This is a genomic window from Halorubrum sp. GN12_10-3_MGM, from assembly GCF_005435235.1.
GTDB lineage: Archaea > Halobacteriota > Halobacteria > Halobacteriales > Haloferacaceae > Halorubrum > Halorubrum ezzemoulense.
The window spans coordinates 220,108-234,876 of the sequence record NZ_SGUB01000002.1 but is presented as its reverse complement, the minus strand read 5'-3'; the positions used below and the strand labels follow the sequence as shown (position 1 = coordinate 234,876).

Genomic DNA, 14,769 nt, shown 5'->3' with positions numbered 1-14,769 from the left:
GCCGCCACCGTACGCTTGCCCGCCGACCCCCGACGCACCCTTTAAGCGGTCGCCGGCGGGAGCCGATGTATGGACACCTCGGTCCCCAGCGTCTCCGAACGCCGGGTCCACGTGGTCCCGCTCGGGTACGAGCGCGACCGGATCGTCGAACCGCTCCGCCGCCACGGCGCCGACGTCGCGTACCTCCTCGTCGACGCCCCGGACCGCGACGCCGCCCGCGGCGACGTTGACTTCGACGCCGCGCAGGCGGTCGACCCCGGTGACATCCGCATCGATCCCGACGGGCTCACGGCCTACCAGCGCGACGCGTGGGCGGCGGTCGCCGAGTTCGCCGAGGTCCGCGCGATCCCCGTCGCCCACGCGGACGTGTACGACGTGCTCGGCGTGACGACGACCGTCGCCGCCCGCCACCGGGCGAGCGCCGAGGACGGCGACCGGCTCTTCGGGAACGTCTCGACCGGACCGCGGATCGCCGCGGTCGGCGTCGCGCTCGCCTGTATGATTGTCGGCGCGCGGCCCTACAGCGTCGAGCCGGAGCGCCACCGCCACGACCGGCGCGAGGAACCGCTCACGACGGGCATCGAGCGCACGGTCGACCTCCCGATCTACCCCATGGACGCCCCAACGACCGACCAGGTCGCGGTGCTCGGTCGGCTCCACGACCGCGCCGAGGGGAACCTGACCACCGACAAGTGGAACCTGATCGAGTGGGCGCGCGAGCGCGAGCTGTCGTTCCTCCGCGAGGCGGGGGAGAGCCGGACGGCGAAGTACCGCGCCTTAGAGACGCACGTCCTCTCGCCGCTGCGGGAGCGCGGCTACGTCGATCTCGAGGACATCGGGCGCTCCGACACGGTCCGACTCACCGAGACCGGTCGCCGGGTCTTCTTCGCGTTCAAGCACAAGCTCGACGGGCGGTAGCAGGGCGGCCCAGACGAAACGGTCGACACGCAAACCGCGAGTCGTCCGACCCAACCGCGTTGTTCGGTCTATCCGTACTATCAATAGCTAACGTAGAACTATCCCCCGCACGTCGATCCAGATGCGTGACGCCCGCCGGACGGTCGGGGTGCCCTCCCTGCCCTCCACACCGCCTGTCCGCTATCAGCCGCCGGTCGCCAGCTCCCTCTCGGGGCGGCCGGTCCCCGCTGACGCCGCCGCGCCCGCCCGGCGGATCGTCACGGCCGACGGGTCCCCCGTTGGCGCTTCTCCGACTTACTCCTCCGTCAGGTCGACGTAGGTCCGCCGGACGGTCACCGGCGTCACGCCGGCCACGTCCGCGGCCGCCTGCTGCGTACACTCCGCGTCGAGCTCCCGGGCCGCGGTGTACAGACAGGCGGCCGCGACGCCGACCGGGTTTCGGCCGTTGGCGATCCCTTCCTCGACGGCGCGCTCGGCCAGCTCGCCCGCCCGACGCTCGACGGCGGGATCGCAGCCGAGGTCGCTCGCGAACCGCGGGAGGTACTCCGCGGGACCGCTGGGCGCGATCGGCAGGCCGAGTTCGCGGTTCATCGCGTCGAAGGCGGCCTGGTGCTCGTCCTCCGTCGCCTTCGCCTCGGCGCACACCTCGCCGACCGTGCGGGACACGTCGGCCGTCCGGCAGGCGACGTAGACGCAGGCGGCCGCGAAGCCCTCCAGCGAGCGCCCGCGGAGCAGGCTCTCCTCCTGCGCGGAGTCGAACAGCGCACAGGCGGCGTCGCGGACGCTATCGGGCAGGCCCATGACGCCGGTGAGCCGCCGGATCTCGGTGTACGCGTACACCTTGTTGCGGTCGCGCTTCGTCGAGATCTGCGCGCGGTTGTGCTGGGTCCGCATCCGGGCGAGCCGGCGGCGCTTGCGCCCCTTCACCTTGGTCGACCGGCCGATCTCCGTCGAGAGCCCGCGGTCGTGGCGGGACCGCGTCAGGGGCGCGCCGGTGCGTTTCGGATCCGTGTCCTCGTCGTCGAACGACCGCCACTCGGGGCCGTGGTCGATCCGGTCGGCGTCGACGACCAGCCCGCAGTCGGCGCAGACGCGCTCCGGGCCGTCGACGCGCGTGCGGCCGCCGCACTCCGGACACGTCTCGCGGTTTCCGGTCTCGGCGGCGGACGCGGTCTCGGACCCCTCGGCGGCCGCTGTGCGGTCCGCGGTCGCGGCACCGTCGGCGGTCGCCGAGCGGTCCGTCGTCGCGACGTCGTCGGTCTCTGTACGGGGCGAACGAACGCGGGTCGAGCGTGCGTCACTCATCACACGTCGAACTCCGGCCCGAAGCCTTACTTAAACCCGGGCGAATCGGCGGTCGATCGGCCGGATCGGCGCCGCCGAACCGACCGGTTATCGGTCGGTGATCGCGGCGGCGACCGCGCCGCGGTACGGTGGTTTTAAGATTTCGTGCGAGACACGAATCCGCATGACGCTGTCGGAGATCGCGGCGGGGGTCGAGGTGACCTCGCGCCAGCGCGATCGCGGAGTCGCCCTCGCCGACGACACGGAGACGCCGCTCGTCGACCGCCTGTCGGACCACGCCGAGTCGCTCCCGTGTACGCCAGAGGCGACCGCCACGCTCGTCGACGCCTACACCGCCGGCCGGAGCGTCGGCGACGCGGCGCGTGAGGCGGGCGTCAGCCCGATGACGGCCGCGAAGGCGCTCCACCGCTGCGGCGTCGCGGGCGTCTGTCCGCTCTCACCCACCGCACGTGACATCGTCCGCGACTGGCTCGCCGGCCGGACCCCCCGCAGCGAGGCCGTCGCGCTCACCGGCGGCGACGAGGCGGACTTCGCGCTGGCGACGTACGTCGAGACGCACGACCCGGTCGAGCCCGTCGCGGAGGCGGTCGACGCGCAGGTCGCCGGCTCCGCGCCGCTGGGAGACGGACTCGGCGCCGACGACCCCCTCGGCGACGCGCTCGGCTCCACCGACGGCCTCCGCTGAGCGCCGATCCCGTCTTTCCGCTCCGCGTCAGGGCGCGAACCGCTCGACGAGGCTCGGCTCCGGAAACTCCACGTCGAGCGTCGCGTCGAACGCCGCCTCGTGCGCGGTCGCGATCGCCCGCGCGTACGCGTCATCCCCTCTAGCCGCGGTCGGCGCGGCCGCCACCTCGGGATCGGTCGCCGGCACGCGGACGACTCCGTCGCCCTCCTCGCCGTCACCGCTCCCCGGTCGCTCGACCGCGAGCGTCGCGTCGAGGCTCCCGCCGACGTCGGCGATCCGGCCGCGGAGCCGCTGGGCCGCGTCGCGCCCGTGGACCGTCGCCGGCCTGACCGCGACCGCGCGGTCGACCGCCGTCGCGGCCGCGACGGCCTCGTTCGACCCGACCGGCGCGGCGTCGACGACCACCGCGTCGTACGTCGTCGCCGCCTCGCCGATCCGCCGCTCCAACTTCCGGGCGGCCTCCGCCGTCTTCGCACGCGCGACGCGCTCGAACGGCGCTCGCGCGGGTATCGCGTCGACCCGTCCCGGGAGGTCCGGCGCGTCCCGCTCGCCGTCCGCGGTCCGCCCGCTGTCCCCGCCGGTCCCGATGACCGGATACGCCGCCGCCGACAGCGCCGCGTCCGAGTCGTCCGTGAGGAGCGCCGTGAGGTCGGGGTCGATGCGCCCGCTCACGTACTCGGAGAGTCCCTGCGTCGTGAACGCGGCGTCGACGATGGCCACGTCGGCGCCGTCGCGCGCACCCATCGCCGCCAGCTCGACAGCGGTCCGCGTTGTCCCCGCGCCGCCGGTCGCCCCGACCAGCGCGAGCGTCGTCGCGTTCATACGCCGGCCTCGCCGGAGGGTGTTCTTAAGAATCGCGAACTCGGGCGGCGGGTCGCGCCGGCGCTACTTCCCTCGCCGTCGTTACCCGTCTATCGCGGCCGCGACCTCGTCGGCGACCGCGTCGAGTTCGTCGTCGGAGAGGTCCGGCCGCCCGCCGGCGACCGCGTGGATCGCCGCGCCGCCGTCGCCCTCGAAGCGCGGGACGACGTGAACGTGGACGTGCGGGACCTCCTGCCCGGCCGCCTCGCCGTCGTTGACGCCGACGTTGGCCCCGTCGGCGCCGACGGCCGCTTGAATCTCCGGCGTGAGCGACGCGGCCGCGCCGAACAGGTCGCTCGCGAGGTCGGCGTCGAGGTCGCCGACGTGGTGCGCGTGCGACTTGGGGATCACGAGCGTATGTCCGCGCGCCAGCGGGTTCGCGTCGAGGAACGCCAGCACGGAATCGGTCTCGTAGACGGTGCGCGCCGGGATGTCGCCGGCGACGATCGAACAGAAGATACAGTCGTCGGACATACCCGAGCGATCGCTCGGCCGTCTCATCAAGGTTTCCCGGGGCGGCTGTCCCTCAAGATTTGCGCCGTCGCGGCGCCCGCGTCCCGCGCCGCCAACGGACCTATATCCGCCGCGCCGAAACGGCGGGTATGGACGACCGGCTCGAACGCGTGATCCGCCAGCAGCTCCGCAAGGCGGGCAAACAGTTCGAGGAGGCCAAACGCGCCTACGCCGAGGGGCGCGACGACCCCGAGGGCGACGCGGCGGCCGCGGCGCGGTTCGACCTCCCGACCGACGAGTCCGGCGCGGCGCGCATCGTCTGCCGCCGCCACGCGGAGCGACGGACCGTCCCGGTCGACGCCGAGGGCCGTCCGGCCTGCTTCGAGTCGGGTCACCCCGACTGCGAGGGGTGCGCCGAGGACGTCCGCGACGGCGTCGTCGAGACGTGGTGACGGGGGACCGGCGCTAGGCTCCCACCGATAGCGCCGCGGTCCGACACGCCCCGGTTTGTTTTCAGACGTACAGGTGCGGCGCATGAACCGGACCGCCGCCGTCGCCGGACTCCTCGCCGCAGTTGCCGGATTTGGTACCGGATTCCTCGTTGACTTCACGGCGCTCGGGTTGCGGTTCCGCCCGCCCTTATCCCCCACGCGCGGGGCTCCTCGCCGATCTGGCGCTCCCGCTGCCGAACGCCATCTGAGGCGACTCGCCTCGGCGCTCGGGCGGCCCGACGGCGTCGGTGCGACCGCTCTCGGCGCGACGACGGCACAGAAGAGATATACCGAGCGGCTGAAAACAGGTGGAAACGTCCGAATGACGCGATCGATCAGTCGACGAGCGGCGCTCGCAGGGCTCGGCCTCGCGGCCGCCAGCGCCGGCTGTCTCGGTCGCACGGAGAACATCGCCGGCCGCGATCCCCCCGAGCAGCTAACCCTCGAGATCAACGCCACGCCGGCGGACGCCGACCCCAACGGGATCCGCATCGCCAGACAGCTCGAAGAGCACCTGACCGCCGTCGGCATCGATGTCCGGCTCAACACCGTCGGACAGACCGACCTCTGGCGGAAGGTGCTCATCAACCAGAACTTCGACCTCTACGTCGGGCAGTTCGTGGAGACGGAGCCGTTCGACCCCGACGCGCTGTACGGGCTGACCCATTCGCGGTTCGTCGCGGAGTCGGGGTGGCAGAACCCCTTCGGCCTCACGGAGATGGCCGTCGACGACCTGCTCGAACGGCAGTGCCGGGCGGCCGGCCGCGACCGCGACGACGCCGTCGACGCCCTCCAAGAGACGGTGTGTGAGCTTCAGCCCTTCTCCGTCGTCGCGTTCCCCGATGCGCTCACCGCCGTCCAAGAGAGCCGGTTCGACGGCTGGACGGAGGACCGACAGCCGCTCTCCGTCACCGGGCTCCTCGAACTCGACGACGTCGCCGCCGACGGCTCGGGAGGCGGCGGTTCCGCGACGAACGCGTCGGCGGGCGGCGTCGAGACGACGACCGACGCGGCCGCCGCCGACGCGACGGGGGACGCCCTCCGGCTCGTGACGACCGACGACCGGATCACGGAGAACTGGAACCCGATCGCCGCCGAATACCGGAACCACGGCACGTTCACGGGTCTGTTGTACGACCCCCTCGTCCGCGCGGACGGCGACGAGTTCTTCCCGTGGCTGGCGACCGGCTGGGAACGGGTCGACGAGACCACGCTCGACGTCACGCTCCGAGAGGCCCGGTGGCACGACGGCGAGCCCGTGACGGCGAGCGACGTGGCGTTCACCTACGCGTTCCTCCGCGACACCTCCCTCGGGAACGTCGAGACCCCGGTTCCGACCCCTCGGTTCCGCGGCCGAAGTTCCGTCGTCGAGGGGGCGCGCGCCCGCGACGAGTCGACAGTCCGACTCACCGTGGCCGACGTGAACGAGACGGTCGCCGCCAGGGCGCTCCGGGTGCCGATCCTCCCGGAACACGTTTGGTCAGAGCGGACCGGCGCGGCGACGATCGCCGGCTTCGAGTTCGACTTCGAGACCACGGAGGCGATCGTCTCGAACAACCCCGACCCCGTCGGGAGCGGGCCGCTCCGGTTCGTCGAGGCGACCGCCGGGGAGTCGGTCGCCTTCGAGCGGAACCCCGACCACTTCCTCGTCCGGTCGACGCCCGAGGACGACGCGGACGCGTCCGGGGAGACCGCTGACCCGCGAGCGGGGGTCCCGTCCCGATACCACGGGAAGCCCGCCTTCGACCGGCTCCGCATCGAGGTCCTGCCGTCGGACATCTCGGCCGTGGAGTCGGTCGCCGAGGGACTCGCGGACGCCACCGTCTCGAACCTCGGGCCCGAGTCGGTCCCGCGGATCGGTCGCTCGGCTGACGCCCGGCTCGTGAGCGGGCGGTCGGCGGCGTTCTACCACGTCGGGTACAACGTGCGCCGGAGCCCGCTGTCGAACCCCCGGTTCCGGGCGGTGATCGCTCGGCTGATCGATAAGACCGCGATCGTCGACGGCGCCTTCGACGGCTACGCGCGGGCGGCGACCTCGCCGCTCGCGGCGTCCTCGGCTGATGTTCCGGAGTCGGTGGCGTGGGCCGACGGGAGCGACCCAGTCCACCCGTTCTTCGACGACGGTGGGTCGCTGGATGTCGCGGCCGCCCGCGAGGCGCTCCGGGAAATCGGGTACCGGTTCGACGGCGAGGGGCGGCTGCTCTCGCGGGGGCGATGACGCCGTTCCTCTCGGTCCTCACGTCGGTCGTGGCGTGGGTCGTGGCGATGCTGGTCGTCGCGAGCGTCGCGGTGATCGGCCCCGCCCGGCTCCGCGAGACGTGGAGCGGGCTCCGCGACCGGCTCTGGGACGCGCGTCGGGCCGTCGCTGTCGTCTGCGCGGTGCTGATCGCCAGCGCCGTCGGGCGCCCCCCGCTACTGGACGTCTCCAGGCTGTTCGGCCTTCAGGCGACGGCGTTCATTTACGGGCTGGAGGGCGGCTTCGTCGCGTGGGTTCAGGCGACGTTCGCGACCCCCGCGCTGACCGCCTACTTCTCGTGGGTGTACGTGTACGGCTACGCGTTCCTGCTCGCGTTCCCGCCGGTCGCGTACCTCGCGCTCCCCCGGAAAACGACGTTCAGCCGCGTCCTCGTCGCGTACGCGCTCAACTACGGGATCGGGCTGGTGCTGTACACGGCGGTGTTCGCCCACGGCCCGCGGAACGTGATGCCCGACATGGTGACGCCGCTGCTGTTCACCACGCAGCCCGACGTGATGGCGCTGACGAGCGAGGTGAACGTGAACTCGAACGTCTTCCCGTCGCTTCACACCTCGCTGTCGGTCACCGTCGGGACGTTCGCGGTGCTGACCCACGAGGAGTACCCCCGGTGGACGCCGGTCGCGGTCCCGCTCTCGCTGTCGGTCGTGGTCGCGACGATGTACCTCGGCATCCACTGGCTCACCGACGTCGTCGCCGGGTTCGCGCTCGCGTTCGGCTCGGTGGCGCTCGCGTACCGGCTGGTCGAACCGCGGTCCGACCCCGGAGTCCCGCGCGACGGCCCGGAGGACGACCAGCCGCCGTCGGAGCCGAACGCGAGCGACTGACCCCCTCGACCGCCGCCGAACACACCGTTTTGTATCGCCGGGCGTTACGCCCGTCCATGAGCGCCGACCGACAGACCATCACGGTGTACTCGGACTACGTCTGCCCGTTCTGTTATCTGGGTCGTCAGTCCCTCTCACAGTATCAAGAGAACCGCGACGAGGAGCTCGCGATCGACTGGCGCCCGTTCGACCTGCGGAGCCAGAAGCGCCGCCCGGACGGGACGATCGACCACTCCGTCGACGACGGGAAAGACGACGAGTACTTCGAACAGGCGAAACAGAACGTCCGCCGGCTCGCCGACGACTACGGCGTGGAGATGGACCTCGACATCGCCGAGGATGTCGACTCGCTCCCCGCCCAGATCGTCTCGTACTACCTCCGTGAACACCACGACTACGAGACGTGGCTCGCCTTCGACGAGGCGGTCTTCGCCGCGCTCTGGGAGGACGGTGAGGACATCGGCGACGCCGACCTCCTAGCCGAACTCGCCGCCGACGCGGGCGCCGAGGCCGACGAGGTGCGGTCGGCCCTCGACGACGAGACGCTCCGCGAGACCGTCCGCGAGCGGTTCACCGAGGCGCAGCGGGAGGGGATTACCGGCGTGCCGACCTTCGCATACGACGGGTACGCGGCGCGCGGCGCCGTCCCGCCCGAGCAGCTCGAACGCCTCGTCGAGGGGACCTGAATCCGTTCGTCGTCGCGGTGAGGCACCGACCGTTCGCCGTCCGAGGAACCCGGTAGCTCGGCCGAGCGGGAAGAACACCACTAATTAATACCACTAGGTTGTATCACGACTATGCCCGAGTACGAGCCGGTCGAGCCGCCGGTCGCGCTGACGATCGCCGGCAGCGACAGCGGCGGCGGGGCGGGGATCCAAGCGGACCTGACCGCGATGCGCGCGCACGGCGTCCTCGGCACATCAGTCGTGACGGCGACGACCGCGCAGAACACCCGCGGCGTCGAGGACGTTCACCCCCTCCCCGCCGATCACGTCGCGAGCCAGTACGCGGCGGTCGCCGACGACTTCGCCGTCGGGGCGATCAAGACGGGGATGCTGGCGACCGCCGAGACCGTCGAGCAAGTGACTGAACTGGTCGCGGAGACGGACGCCCCGCTCGTCGTCGACCCCGTGATGGTCGCGGCGACCGGGGATCGCCTGCTCTCGCCCGCCGCGGAGGACGCCTACGAGGGGCTGATCGCGGACGCGACGCTCGTCACGCCGAACGCCGACGAGGCCGCGGTGCTGACCGACGCGCCGGTCGACACCCCCGCCGATGCCGAGCGCGCGGGCCGCGAGCTCGTCGCGCTCGGCGCCGACGCGGCGCTGGTGAAGGGCGGGCACCTCGACGGCGAATCCGCCGAGAGGGACGCTGTCGTCGACACCCTCGTCCGGGCCGACGACGCGGGTGGTAGTGCCCCGGAACGCGTCGCGCCGACCGTCGACCGCTTCGAGACGCCGCGGATCGACACCGAGGCGACGCACGGTTCCGGCTGCGCGCTGTCGAGCGCGATCGCCGCGCGACTGGCGAGAGGGGAGCCGCTCCGCGACGCGGTCGACGCCGCGGTCGCCGGGATGACCGAAGCGGTCCGACGCGGTTACGACGTGGGAGAGGGCCCGGGCGCGGTCAATCCCACGGCGTTGGGCGAGGAGTGACGGACCCCGCCGCCGGAACTCACAGGTACGCGAGCGGGATCATAAGCGCGACGCCGAGCGCGACGCCGCCGACGAGGACCGGTTTGCCGCCGCGCGGGAGGTCGGCGCCCGTTTCGAGCGCCTCGGGGACGAACTCCGAGAGGACGAGGTAGATCATCGCGCCCGCCGCGAAGCCGAAGCCGTACGGGAGAAACTCGCGGGCGTACCGGACGAACGCGAACGCGATCACGGCGCCGATCGGCTGCGGGAGACTTGAGAACACTGACCACCACACCATCTTCCACTTCGAGACGCCCATCGCCCGCAGCGGGATCGAGATGGCGGTCCCCTCGGGGACGTTGTGGATCGAGATGGCGACGGTCATGAACACGGCGAGCAGCGGGACGGTGAAGCCGAACAGCGCGGTCCCGCCCTCCAGCCCGAGGTCGGCGAAGGAGACGCCGACCGCGATCCCCTCCGGAAAGCTGTGGACCGTCAGCACGCCGAGGATCAGGATCAGCTTCTTGAAGTCGGCCTCCTCGTACTCCCGCGGATCAATCTCGGCGTCCGCCAGGACCTCGTGCGCGATGACGACGAGGACGACGCCCGCGAGCATCCCGACGCCGATCTCAACCGCTGTCCCCTCCGCGAGCCCCTCTTGGATCAGTCCGAACAGCGACGCGGAGAGCATGATCCCCGACGCGAACCCCCACAGCGCCACGTTCCCGCGGTCGCTGATCGTCTCGAAGAAGAAGAACGGCAGCGCGCCGATTCCGGTCGCCAGCGCCGTGATCAACCCGGCGACGAACACGAACGCGTAGGCGTCGAGTGCGACCATTCGTACGCGACGGTACGCCGCTCCGGGTCATAACTCCGAGGGACGCCCCCACGCGCTGGGAACTACCTACCCCTCCGAGGCGAAGCCGAGTTCACCCCAGGCCGCGAGCGAGACCGGAAATAAGCACCAACAGAAACAGCGCGACGAGGAGCAGGAGTACTGCGAGCTTGGTGCCGAGCGCACAAGACGGACCGCCGCCTCGAACTCCGCTCCGTCGCGGTCGAATCGGTACGTCCACGTTCACGATCCGCCCCGCGGTCGAATCGAAGTCACCGGTCGGTCTCCGCCGCGACGGCATCGACCGTGCTCGGCGAAGCGGCGGCGCCGGTCGCGTCCCCCGCGCTGGCCGATCCGTTCGCCGTCGGCTCGGTCGTGTTCTCCGGCGGCTCCGGCGACGGTTCGGACGGCTCCGACGCGTCGTCATCGTCCGTCTGGCTCGTCGCGTCGGTCTCCGACCTCTGCGCGTCAGACGTGCTGTCGTCGGTGTTCGACGTGTCGTCGGTGTTCGACGTGTCGTCGGTGTTCGACGTGTCGTCATCGTCTGTCAGAGTCTTCGCGTTGGTCTCCGAACTCTGTGCGTCAGACGTGCTGTCGTCGGTGTTCGACGTGTCGTCGGTGCCCGAGGATGTCACGGCCGGGTCGGACTCGTTGCTGTCCGTGTCTGCGGATGTCACGGCCGGGTCGGACTCGTTGCTGTCCGTGTCTGATGATGTCACGGCCGGGCTCGACGCGCTCTCGTTCGCAGCGTCAGACGTATCGGAATCCGTGGAGTCCGGCGTTTCAGACGGACGATCCTCGTTTTCCATGGTTGCCGTTTCGTTCCCCGACTGATCCGCTTCGGCTGTCGCCGAGTCGGTTACCGGGACCGAGGCGTTGGTGTCCGCGGTGGGTTCCGAGACGTTCTCTTCGGTAGGCGCCGAGACGTTGCCGCCAGTGGGCGCCGAGATGTTACTCCCAGCGGGCGCCGAGACGTTACTCCCAGCGGGCGCCGAGACGTTACTCCCAGCGGGCGCCGAGACGTTACTCCCAGCGGGCGCCGAGACGTTACTCCCAGCGGGCGCCGAGACGTTGCTCCCAACGGGCGCCGAGACATTCTGATCCAGTCCGGCGCCGTCTCCGTCAGGGTCGCTCGTCCTGTTCTCGACGGCCACCGCGGTGAGATCGACATCGGCGGTCTCGTTGGTCTGGCTGCCGTTGGTCGAGGTCTCGTTGATCTGGTTCAGTTCGTCCGGGGCTTCGAACGTCGCGGTCACGTCGACGCTCGCCGAGAGGACGGCGACCGTGACCCCTCCGGCGAACGCGACGCCCCACACGAGGACCGCCAGCGCGACGAGCGCGACGAGCCCACGGTTCGCGGCCATCAGTCGCCCTCCCCGGCGGCCTCGGGACGTGAGACCGGTGTCGACCCGGGCGTCGACGCCGGCTCGGCCCCGTCCTCGGCCGCCGTCGTCTCCGCCCCGGCGGCGACCGCCGCCGAGTCGACGGTGTCGTTCGGCTCGGACGCGCCCCCGTCGGACTCGGGGGAGTCTCCGTTACGCATCGCGTCTGTCGTCGGTCCGCTTGCGTCCGTCTCGACAGCCGGATCCGGCGTTCCACCGCTGCGGTCCAAGACACCGCTGGCGGGCACCCACGCGGCGAGCGCCCCGAGCAGCAGCGTCGACACGCCGATCGCGACCGATATCGCGACGGCGGTCCGGAGCTCGAACGCGACGTACCCCGCGTACGGGGCGAACGCGGCGAGCACCGCCGCCGCGCCGCCGACGGCGTCGACCGAGACGCCCCCGGAACCGCTCGCCTCCTCCGTCGCCTGCGCCGTCACGATTTCGGCCGCGGGACCGGGTCCAGCCGCCGGGTCGGGCCCGACTACCGGATCGAGTCCGGCCGTCGCCCCGTCTCCGTCGCCGGGTTCGTCGACGGGGTCGACCGGATCGACGGTCATCGAGGGTTGCGATTCAGATCCGTCGCGGCCCCGGACGATAGACCAGATCTCCGTCGCGGCGAGCAGCCCGAACGGGAACAGGACCAGCGCGACGAACCCCACTCGCGTCCCCGCGAACTGGATCACGTACCCGACGTACGGGATCGTCAGCGTCACGGCGCCGACGAGGCTCCCGGCGGGGACGAGCCCCGGATCCGGCCCCTCGTTGGCGTCGCCCATCGTCTCGAACGCGAGCGTGCCGGCCTCGTCGACCACGTCGATCACGCGGTGCGTCACCGGCACGTCGCTCGTGCCGCGGACGAACGTGATCACGTCGCCCTCGGCGATCGCAGTCGGGTCGCGCTCGGCGACGATCACCACGTCGCCCGGCGCGATGGCGGGCGTCATGCTCGCCGTGAGCACGACGAAGCTCTCGTCCGCGCCGACGACCTCCGGCGCCGCGTACACCGCGAACGGTGCGACGAGGGCGATCAGCAGGACGATCCCGAGTACGTTCGCCGCGCGCTTCGTCCGTGGTGATGTGAGTAGTTTGGTCATCAGTTCTCCTCCGTGCCGCACAGCGGCTCACCGCCCGTGGTCGCGGCCGCGGCGATCTCGTACAGCCCGCCGTAGACGTCGCCGACCCGGAGCGGAACCGAACAGCTCGTGTGGATGTTGACGCCCGCGTGGCCGCCGCCGTTGCCGCCATTTCCGCTTCTTCTGCTGCCGCCGCCGTTTCCGCCAGTACCGTCGGCGTCGGTCTCGGGGTCGGTGCCCGTCCCGCCGTCGTCGAGGTAGATGTTGGGGCCGATCCAGCCCGGGTCGCCGTTGGTCGGCGCGGCGGTCCCGTCGACCACGAAGGTCCCGTCCGGAGTCACCTCGCCGTCGAACACGGTCGTCCCGGCGGTGCCTCGACCGCCCGCGCCGCCGCCGGTGGCGACGACGACCACGGTCGCCGGGTCGTCGCCGAGGTACCGGAGCGTGAGCGAGCCGACCGCGACGCCGTTCTCGTCCTCGCAGGGGACGCACGCGGACGCGCACTCGGTCTCTACGAAGGGGTTCGACCTCGCCGCGTCTGCCTCGGCGACGTGGCGGCACTGCTCCGCGTACACCCGGAACGTCAGGTCGGTCGCCGCGCCGCCCACGTCGGGCGAGTCCGCCGGGAGGTACGGGAACACCTCGACGGCGACCGGGTCGTCGTCGGGCCCGAGACACCGGGCGTCGATCCGCACCCCGGTCGCGAGGTCGCGCTCGACCTCGGCGAGGGGGCGGTACCCGCCGGTCACGGATTCGCCGTCGACGACGACATCGACCTCTAGGGCGTTCCCGAGGCGATCGCCGTCCGGACAGGGGGTCGCGAGCCACACCCGTACCGGGTTCGCCGACGCCCCCACGTCAAACGTCTCGGGTCCGGAACGCTCGTCGAACGTCGTCCGATCGACGGTCAGCGGGCCGAGCGAGACGGTCCCGTCGGTGGGGTCCCCATCGACCGTCAGTCCGACCTCGCCGGCGCCGAAGACATTGCCCGGGAACGTCTCCCGATCGGCGAGGTACGCGCCCGTGCCCATGCCGCTCGCCATGCCGACCGCGCCGACGCCGCCGATCCCGGCGAGCAGCCGTCGTCGGCTCAGCCCGCTCGGGCGCCGCCCGCCGTCGTCGGGGCTCATGCGTCGCCTCCGGCGCCGCCGCCGCCTCCGGCCGCTACGTTCCCGTCGAAGGGGTTCCCCTCGGCGCCGCACTCGTCGGCGGCGAACTCCACGAGGAAGTCGACCGCGCCGCCCTGTCCGGCGTTGCCGCCCTCGCTGTCGAACTCCCACGCGAAGGTCAGGCAGCGCTGTTCGCCCGGGGCGAGGCAGCCGTCGCCGAGGAGCCCGGGGCGCAGTTCGATCCCGTCCGCGAGCGCGGAGCCGTCGATGTCCGCGAACGTCTCGTCGGCGATCAGCTCCCCGGCGCTCGCGAACTCGCCTTCGGCGCCGCCGCAGCTACCGATGCCGAATATCCCGGTGTCCTGCCGGACCGTGAGCGTGACGCGCTCCGCGAGCGCGGCGCTCGCGGCGTCGGCGCCGTCGAGGTGCGGGTCGATCCGCAGCCACACGCGGGCGGTGTCCTCCGGATCTTCGAGCCGGAGCCCGACGCTCGCGGTGCCGTAATCGTGCGGCAGCGCGTTGCCCACGTCGACGAGCCGGACGCCGACCGCTCCGACGTCGTCGACCGCGCCGACCGCGCTCGAATCAACGAGCGTCCCGTTCTCCGTGCGCCGCCACCCGACGAGCAGATTGAACGGCGTGTCCGTCTGAGCGTACGTGTAGTTCGTGTACTCGTCCCAGTTGTCCGTTCCCGTCGGTCGTCCGGAGGCGGCCCCGAGGGCCGCGAAGCCGACGGCTCCGGCGCCCGCGAGTGCCTCCCGCCGCGTGAGTCCCGATTCTTTCTGTGTCATTGTGTGTCGTCGCGGCTCCGAACGGCCGTATCGTCGATACCCTTCCTACTCTCACGACGCTCGTATGTATGCGCGCCCTACCCGCCCGGACCGGTGACCGTTCCGGGCGGTACGGACGCCGTACCCGCCCGCGGTCGGCCGATCGGCA

At 71.7% G+C, this 14,769-nt stretch carries 15 protein-coding genes; 7 read left to right on the top strand and 8 right to left on the bottom strand.

Annotated features, from left to right (window positions below; genetic code table 11):
* Positions 1-69 precede the first annotated feature (69 nt).
* On the top strand, positions 70-918 hold the full coding sequence (locus EXE47_RS02785; RefSeq protein ID WP_049932841.1) for a DUF6293 family protein: 849 nt from the start codon (positions 70-72) through the stop codon (positions 916-918).
* A 294-nt stretch (positions 919-1,212) separates the two neighbouring features.
* On the opposite strand, the gene EXE47_RS02780 is transcribed toward EXE47_RS02785, so the two are convergent.
* Positions 1,213-2,223, bottom strand: a complete 1,011-nt coding sequence (locus tag EXE47_RS02780) for a transcription initiation factor IIB family protein (protein ID WP_089308696.1) — start codon at positions 2,221-2,223, stop codon at positions 1,213-1,215.
* A 163-nt stretch (positions 2,224-2,386) separates the two neighbouring features.
* On the opposite strand from EXE47_RS02780, the gene EXE47_RS02775 reads away from it, so the two are divergent.
* A complete protein-coding gene (locus EXE47_RS02775; protein ID WP_089308695.1) occupies positions 2,387-2,908 on the top strand; it encodes a hypothetical protein in 522 nt (173 codons plus the stop codon).
* A gap of 27 nt (positions 2,909-2,935) precedes the next feature.
* On the opposite strand, the gene EXE47_RS02770 is transcribed toward EXE47_RS02775, so the two are convergent.
* Both EXE47_RS02770 and EXE47_RS02765 read right to left on the bottom strand, forming a co-directional pair.
* Positions 2,936-3,730 carry a cell division inhibitor gene (locus tag EXE47_RS02770; protein ID WP_089308694.1) on the bottom strand — a complete coding sequence of 265 codons (795 nt, stop codon included), beginning with the start codon at positions 3,728-3,730 and terminating at the stop codon, positions 2,936-2,938.
* An 81-nt stretch (positions 3,731-3,811) separates the two neighbouring features.
* On the bottom strand, positions 3,812-4,243 hold the full coding sequence (locus EXE47_RS02765; RefSeq protein ID WP_049932159.1) for an HIT domain-containing protein: 432 nt from the start codon (positions 4,241-4,243) through the stop codon (positions 3,812-3,814).
* Between the two features lie 128 nt (positions 4,244-4,371).
* Between EXE47_RS02765 and EXE47_RS02760 the strand changes: the two genes are divergently transcribed.
* From EXE47_RS02760 to thiD, 5 genes are all read left to right on the top strand, one after another.
* On the top strand, positions 4,372-4,674 hold the full coding sequence (locus tag EXE47_RS02760) for a hypothetical protein (protein ID WP_049932161.1): 303 nt from the start codon (positions 4,372-4,374) through the stop codon (positions 4,672-4,674).
* A 361-nt stretch (positions 4,675-5,035) separates the two neighbouring features.
* Positions 5,036-6,931, top strand: a complete 1,896-nt coding sequence (locus EXE47_RS02755) for an ABC transporter substrate-binding protein (RefSeq protein ID WP_137707986.1) — start codon at positions 5,036-5,038, stop codon at positions 6,929-6,931.
* Positions 6,928-7,794 (top strand): phosphatase PAP2 family protein, encoded by an 867-nt coding sequence (locus EXE47_RS02750; RefSeq protein ID WP_089308692.1) that lies wholly within the window; start codon positions 6,928-6,930, stop codon positions 7,792-7,794. Before EXE47_RS02755 ends, EXE47_RS02750 begins: the two co-directional genes overlap by 4 nt.
* Positions 7,795-7,850: 56 nt before the next feature.
* Positions 7,851-8,480, top strand: a complete 630-nt coding sequence (locus tag EXE47_RS02745) for a DsbA family protein (protein ID WP_137707985.1) — start codon at positions 7,851-7,853, stop codon at positions 8,478-8,480.
* Positions 8,481-8,591: 111 nt separating this feature from the next.
* Positions 8,592-9,449 carry a bifunctional hydroxymethylpyrimidine kinase/phosphomethylpyrimidine kinase gene (gene thiD, locus EXE47_RS02740; RefSeq protein ID WP_049932170.1) on the top strand — a complete coding sequence of 286 codons (858 nt, stop codon included), beginning with the start codon at positions 8,592-8,594 and terminating at the stop codon, positions 9,447-9,449.
* 19 nt (positions 9,450-9,468) lie between these two features.
* On the opposite strand, the gene EXE47_RS02735 is transcribed toward thiD, so the two are convergent.
* The 5 genes from EXE47_RS02735 to EXE47_RS02715 form a co-directional block, all read right to left on the bottom strand.
* Positions 9,469-10,266, bottom strand: a complete 798-nt coding sequence (locus EXE47_RS02735; RefSeq protein WP_086216603.1) for a ZIP family metal transporter — start codon at positions 10,264-10,266, stop codon at positions 9,469-9,471.
* A 269-nt stretch (positions 10,267-10,535) separates the two neighbouring features.
* Entirely contained in the window at positions 10,536-11,627 is a 1,092-nt protein-coding gene (locus EXE47_RS02730; protein WP_137707984.1) for a hypothetical protein, read from the bottom strand.
* Positions 11,627-12,742 (bottom strand): signal peptidase I, encoded by a 1,116-nt coding sequence (locus tag EXE47_RS02725; protein ID WP_137707983.1) that lies wholly within the window; start codon positions 12,740-12,742, stop codon positions 11,627-11,629. The genes EXE47_RS02730 and EXE47_RS02725 overlap by 1 nt, the downstream gene beginning before the upstream one ends.
* The gene (locus tag EXE47_RS02720; RefSeq protein ID WP_137707982.1) at positions 12,742-13,851 is read right to left on the bottom strand and encodes a hypothetical protein; all 1,110 of its coding nucleotides are present in this window, start codon (positions 13,849-13,851) and stop codon (positions 12,742-12,744) included. The genes EXE47_RS02725 and EXE47_RS02720 overlap by 1 nt, the downstream gene beginning before the upstream one ends.
* Positions 13,848-14,621 (bottom strand): hypothetical protein, encoded by a 774-nt coding sequence (locus EXE47_RS02715; RefSeq protein WP_089308688.1) that lies wholly within the window; start codon positions 14,619-14,621, stop codon positions 13,848-13,850. The genes EXE47_RS02720 and EXE47_RS02715 overlap by 4 nt, the downstream gene beginning before the upstream one ends.
* Positions 14,622-14,769 lie beyond the last annotated feature (148 nt).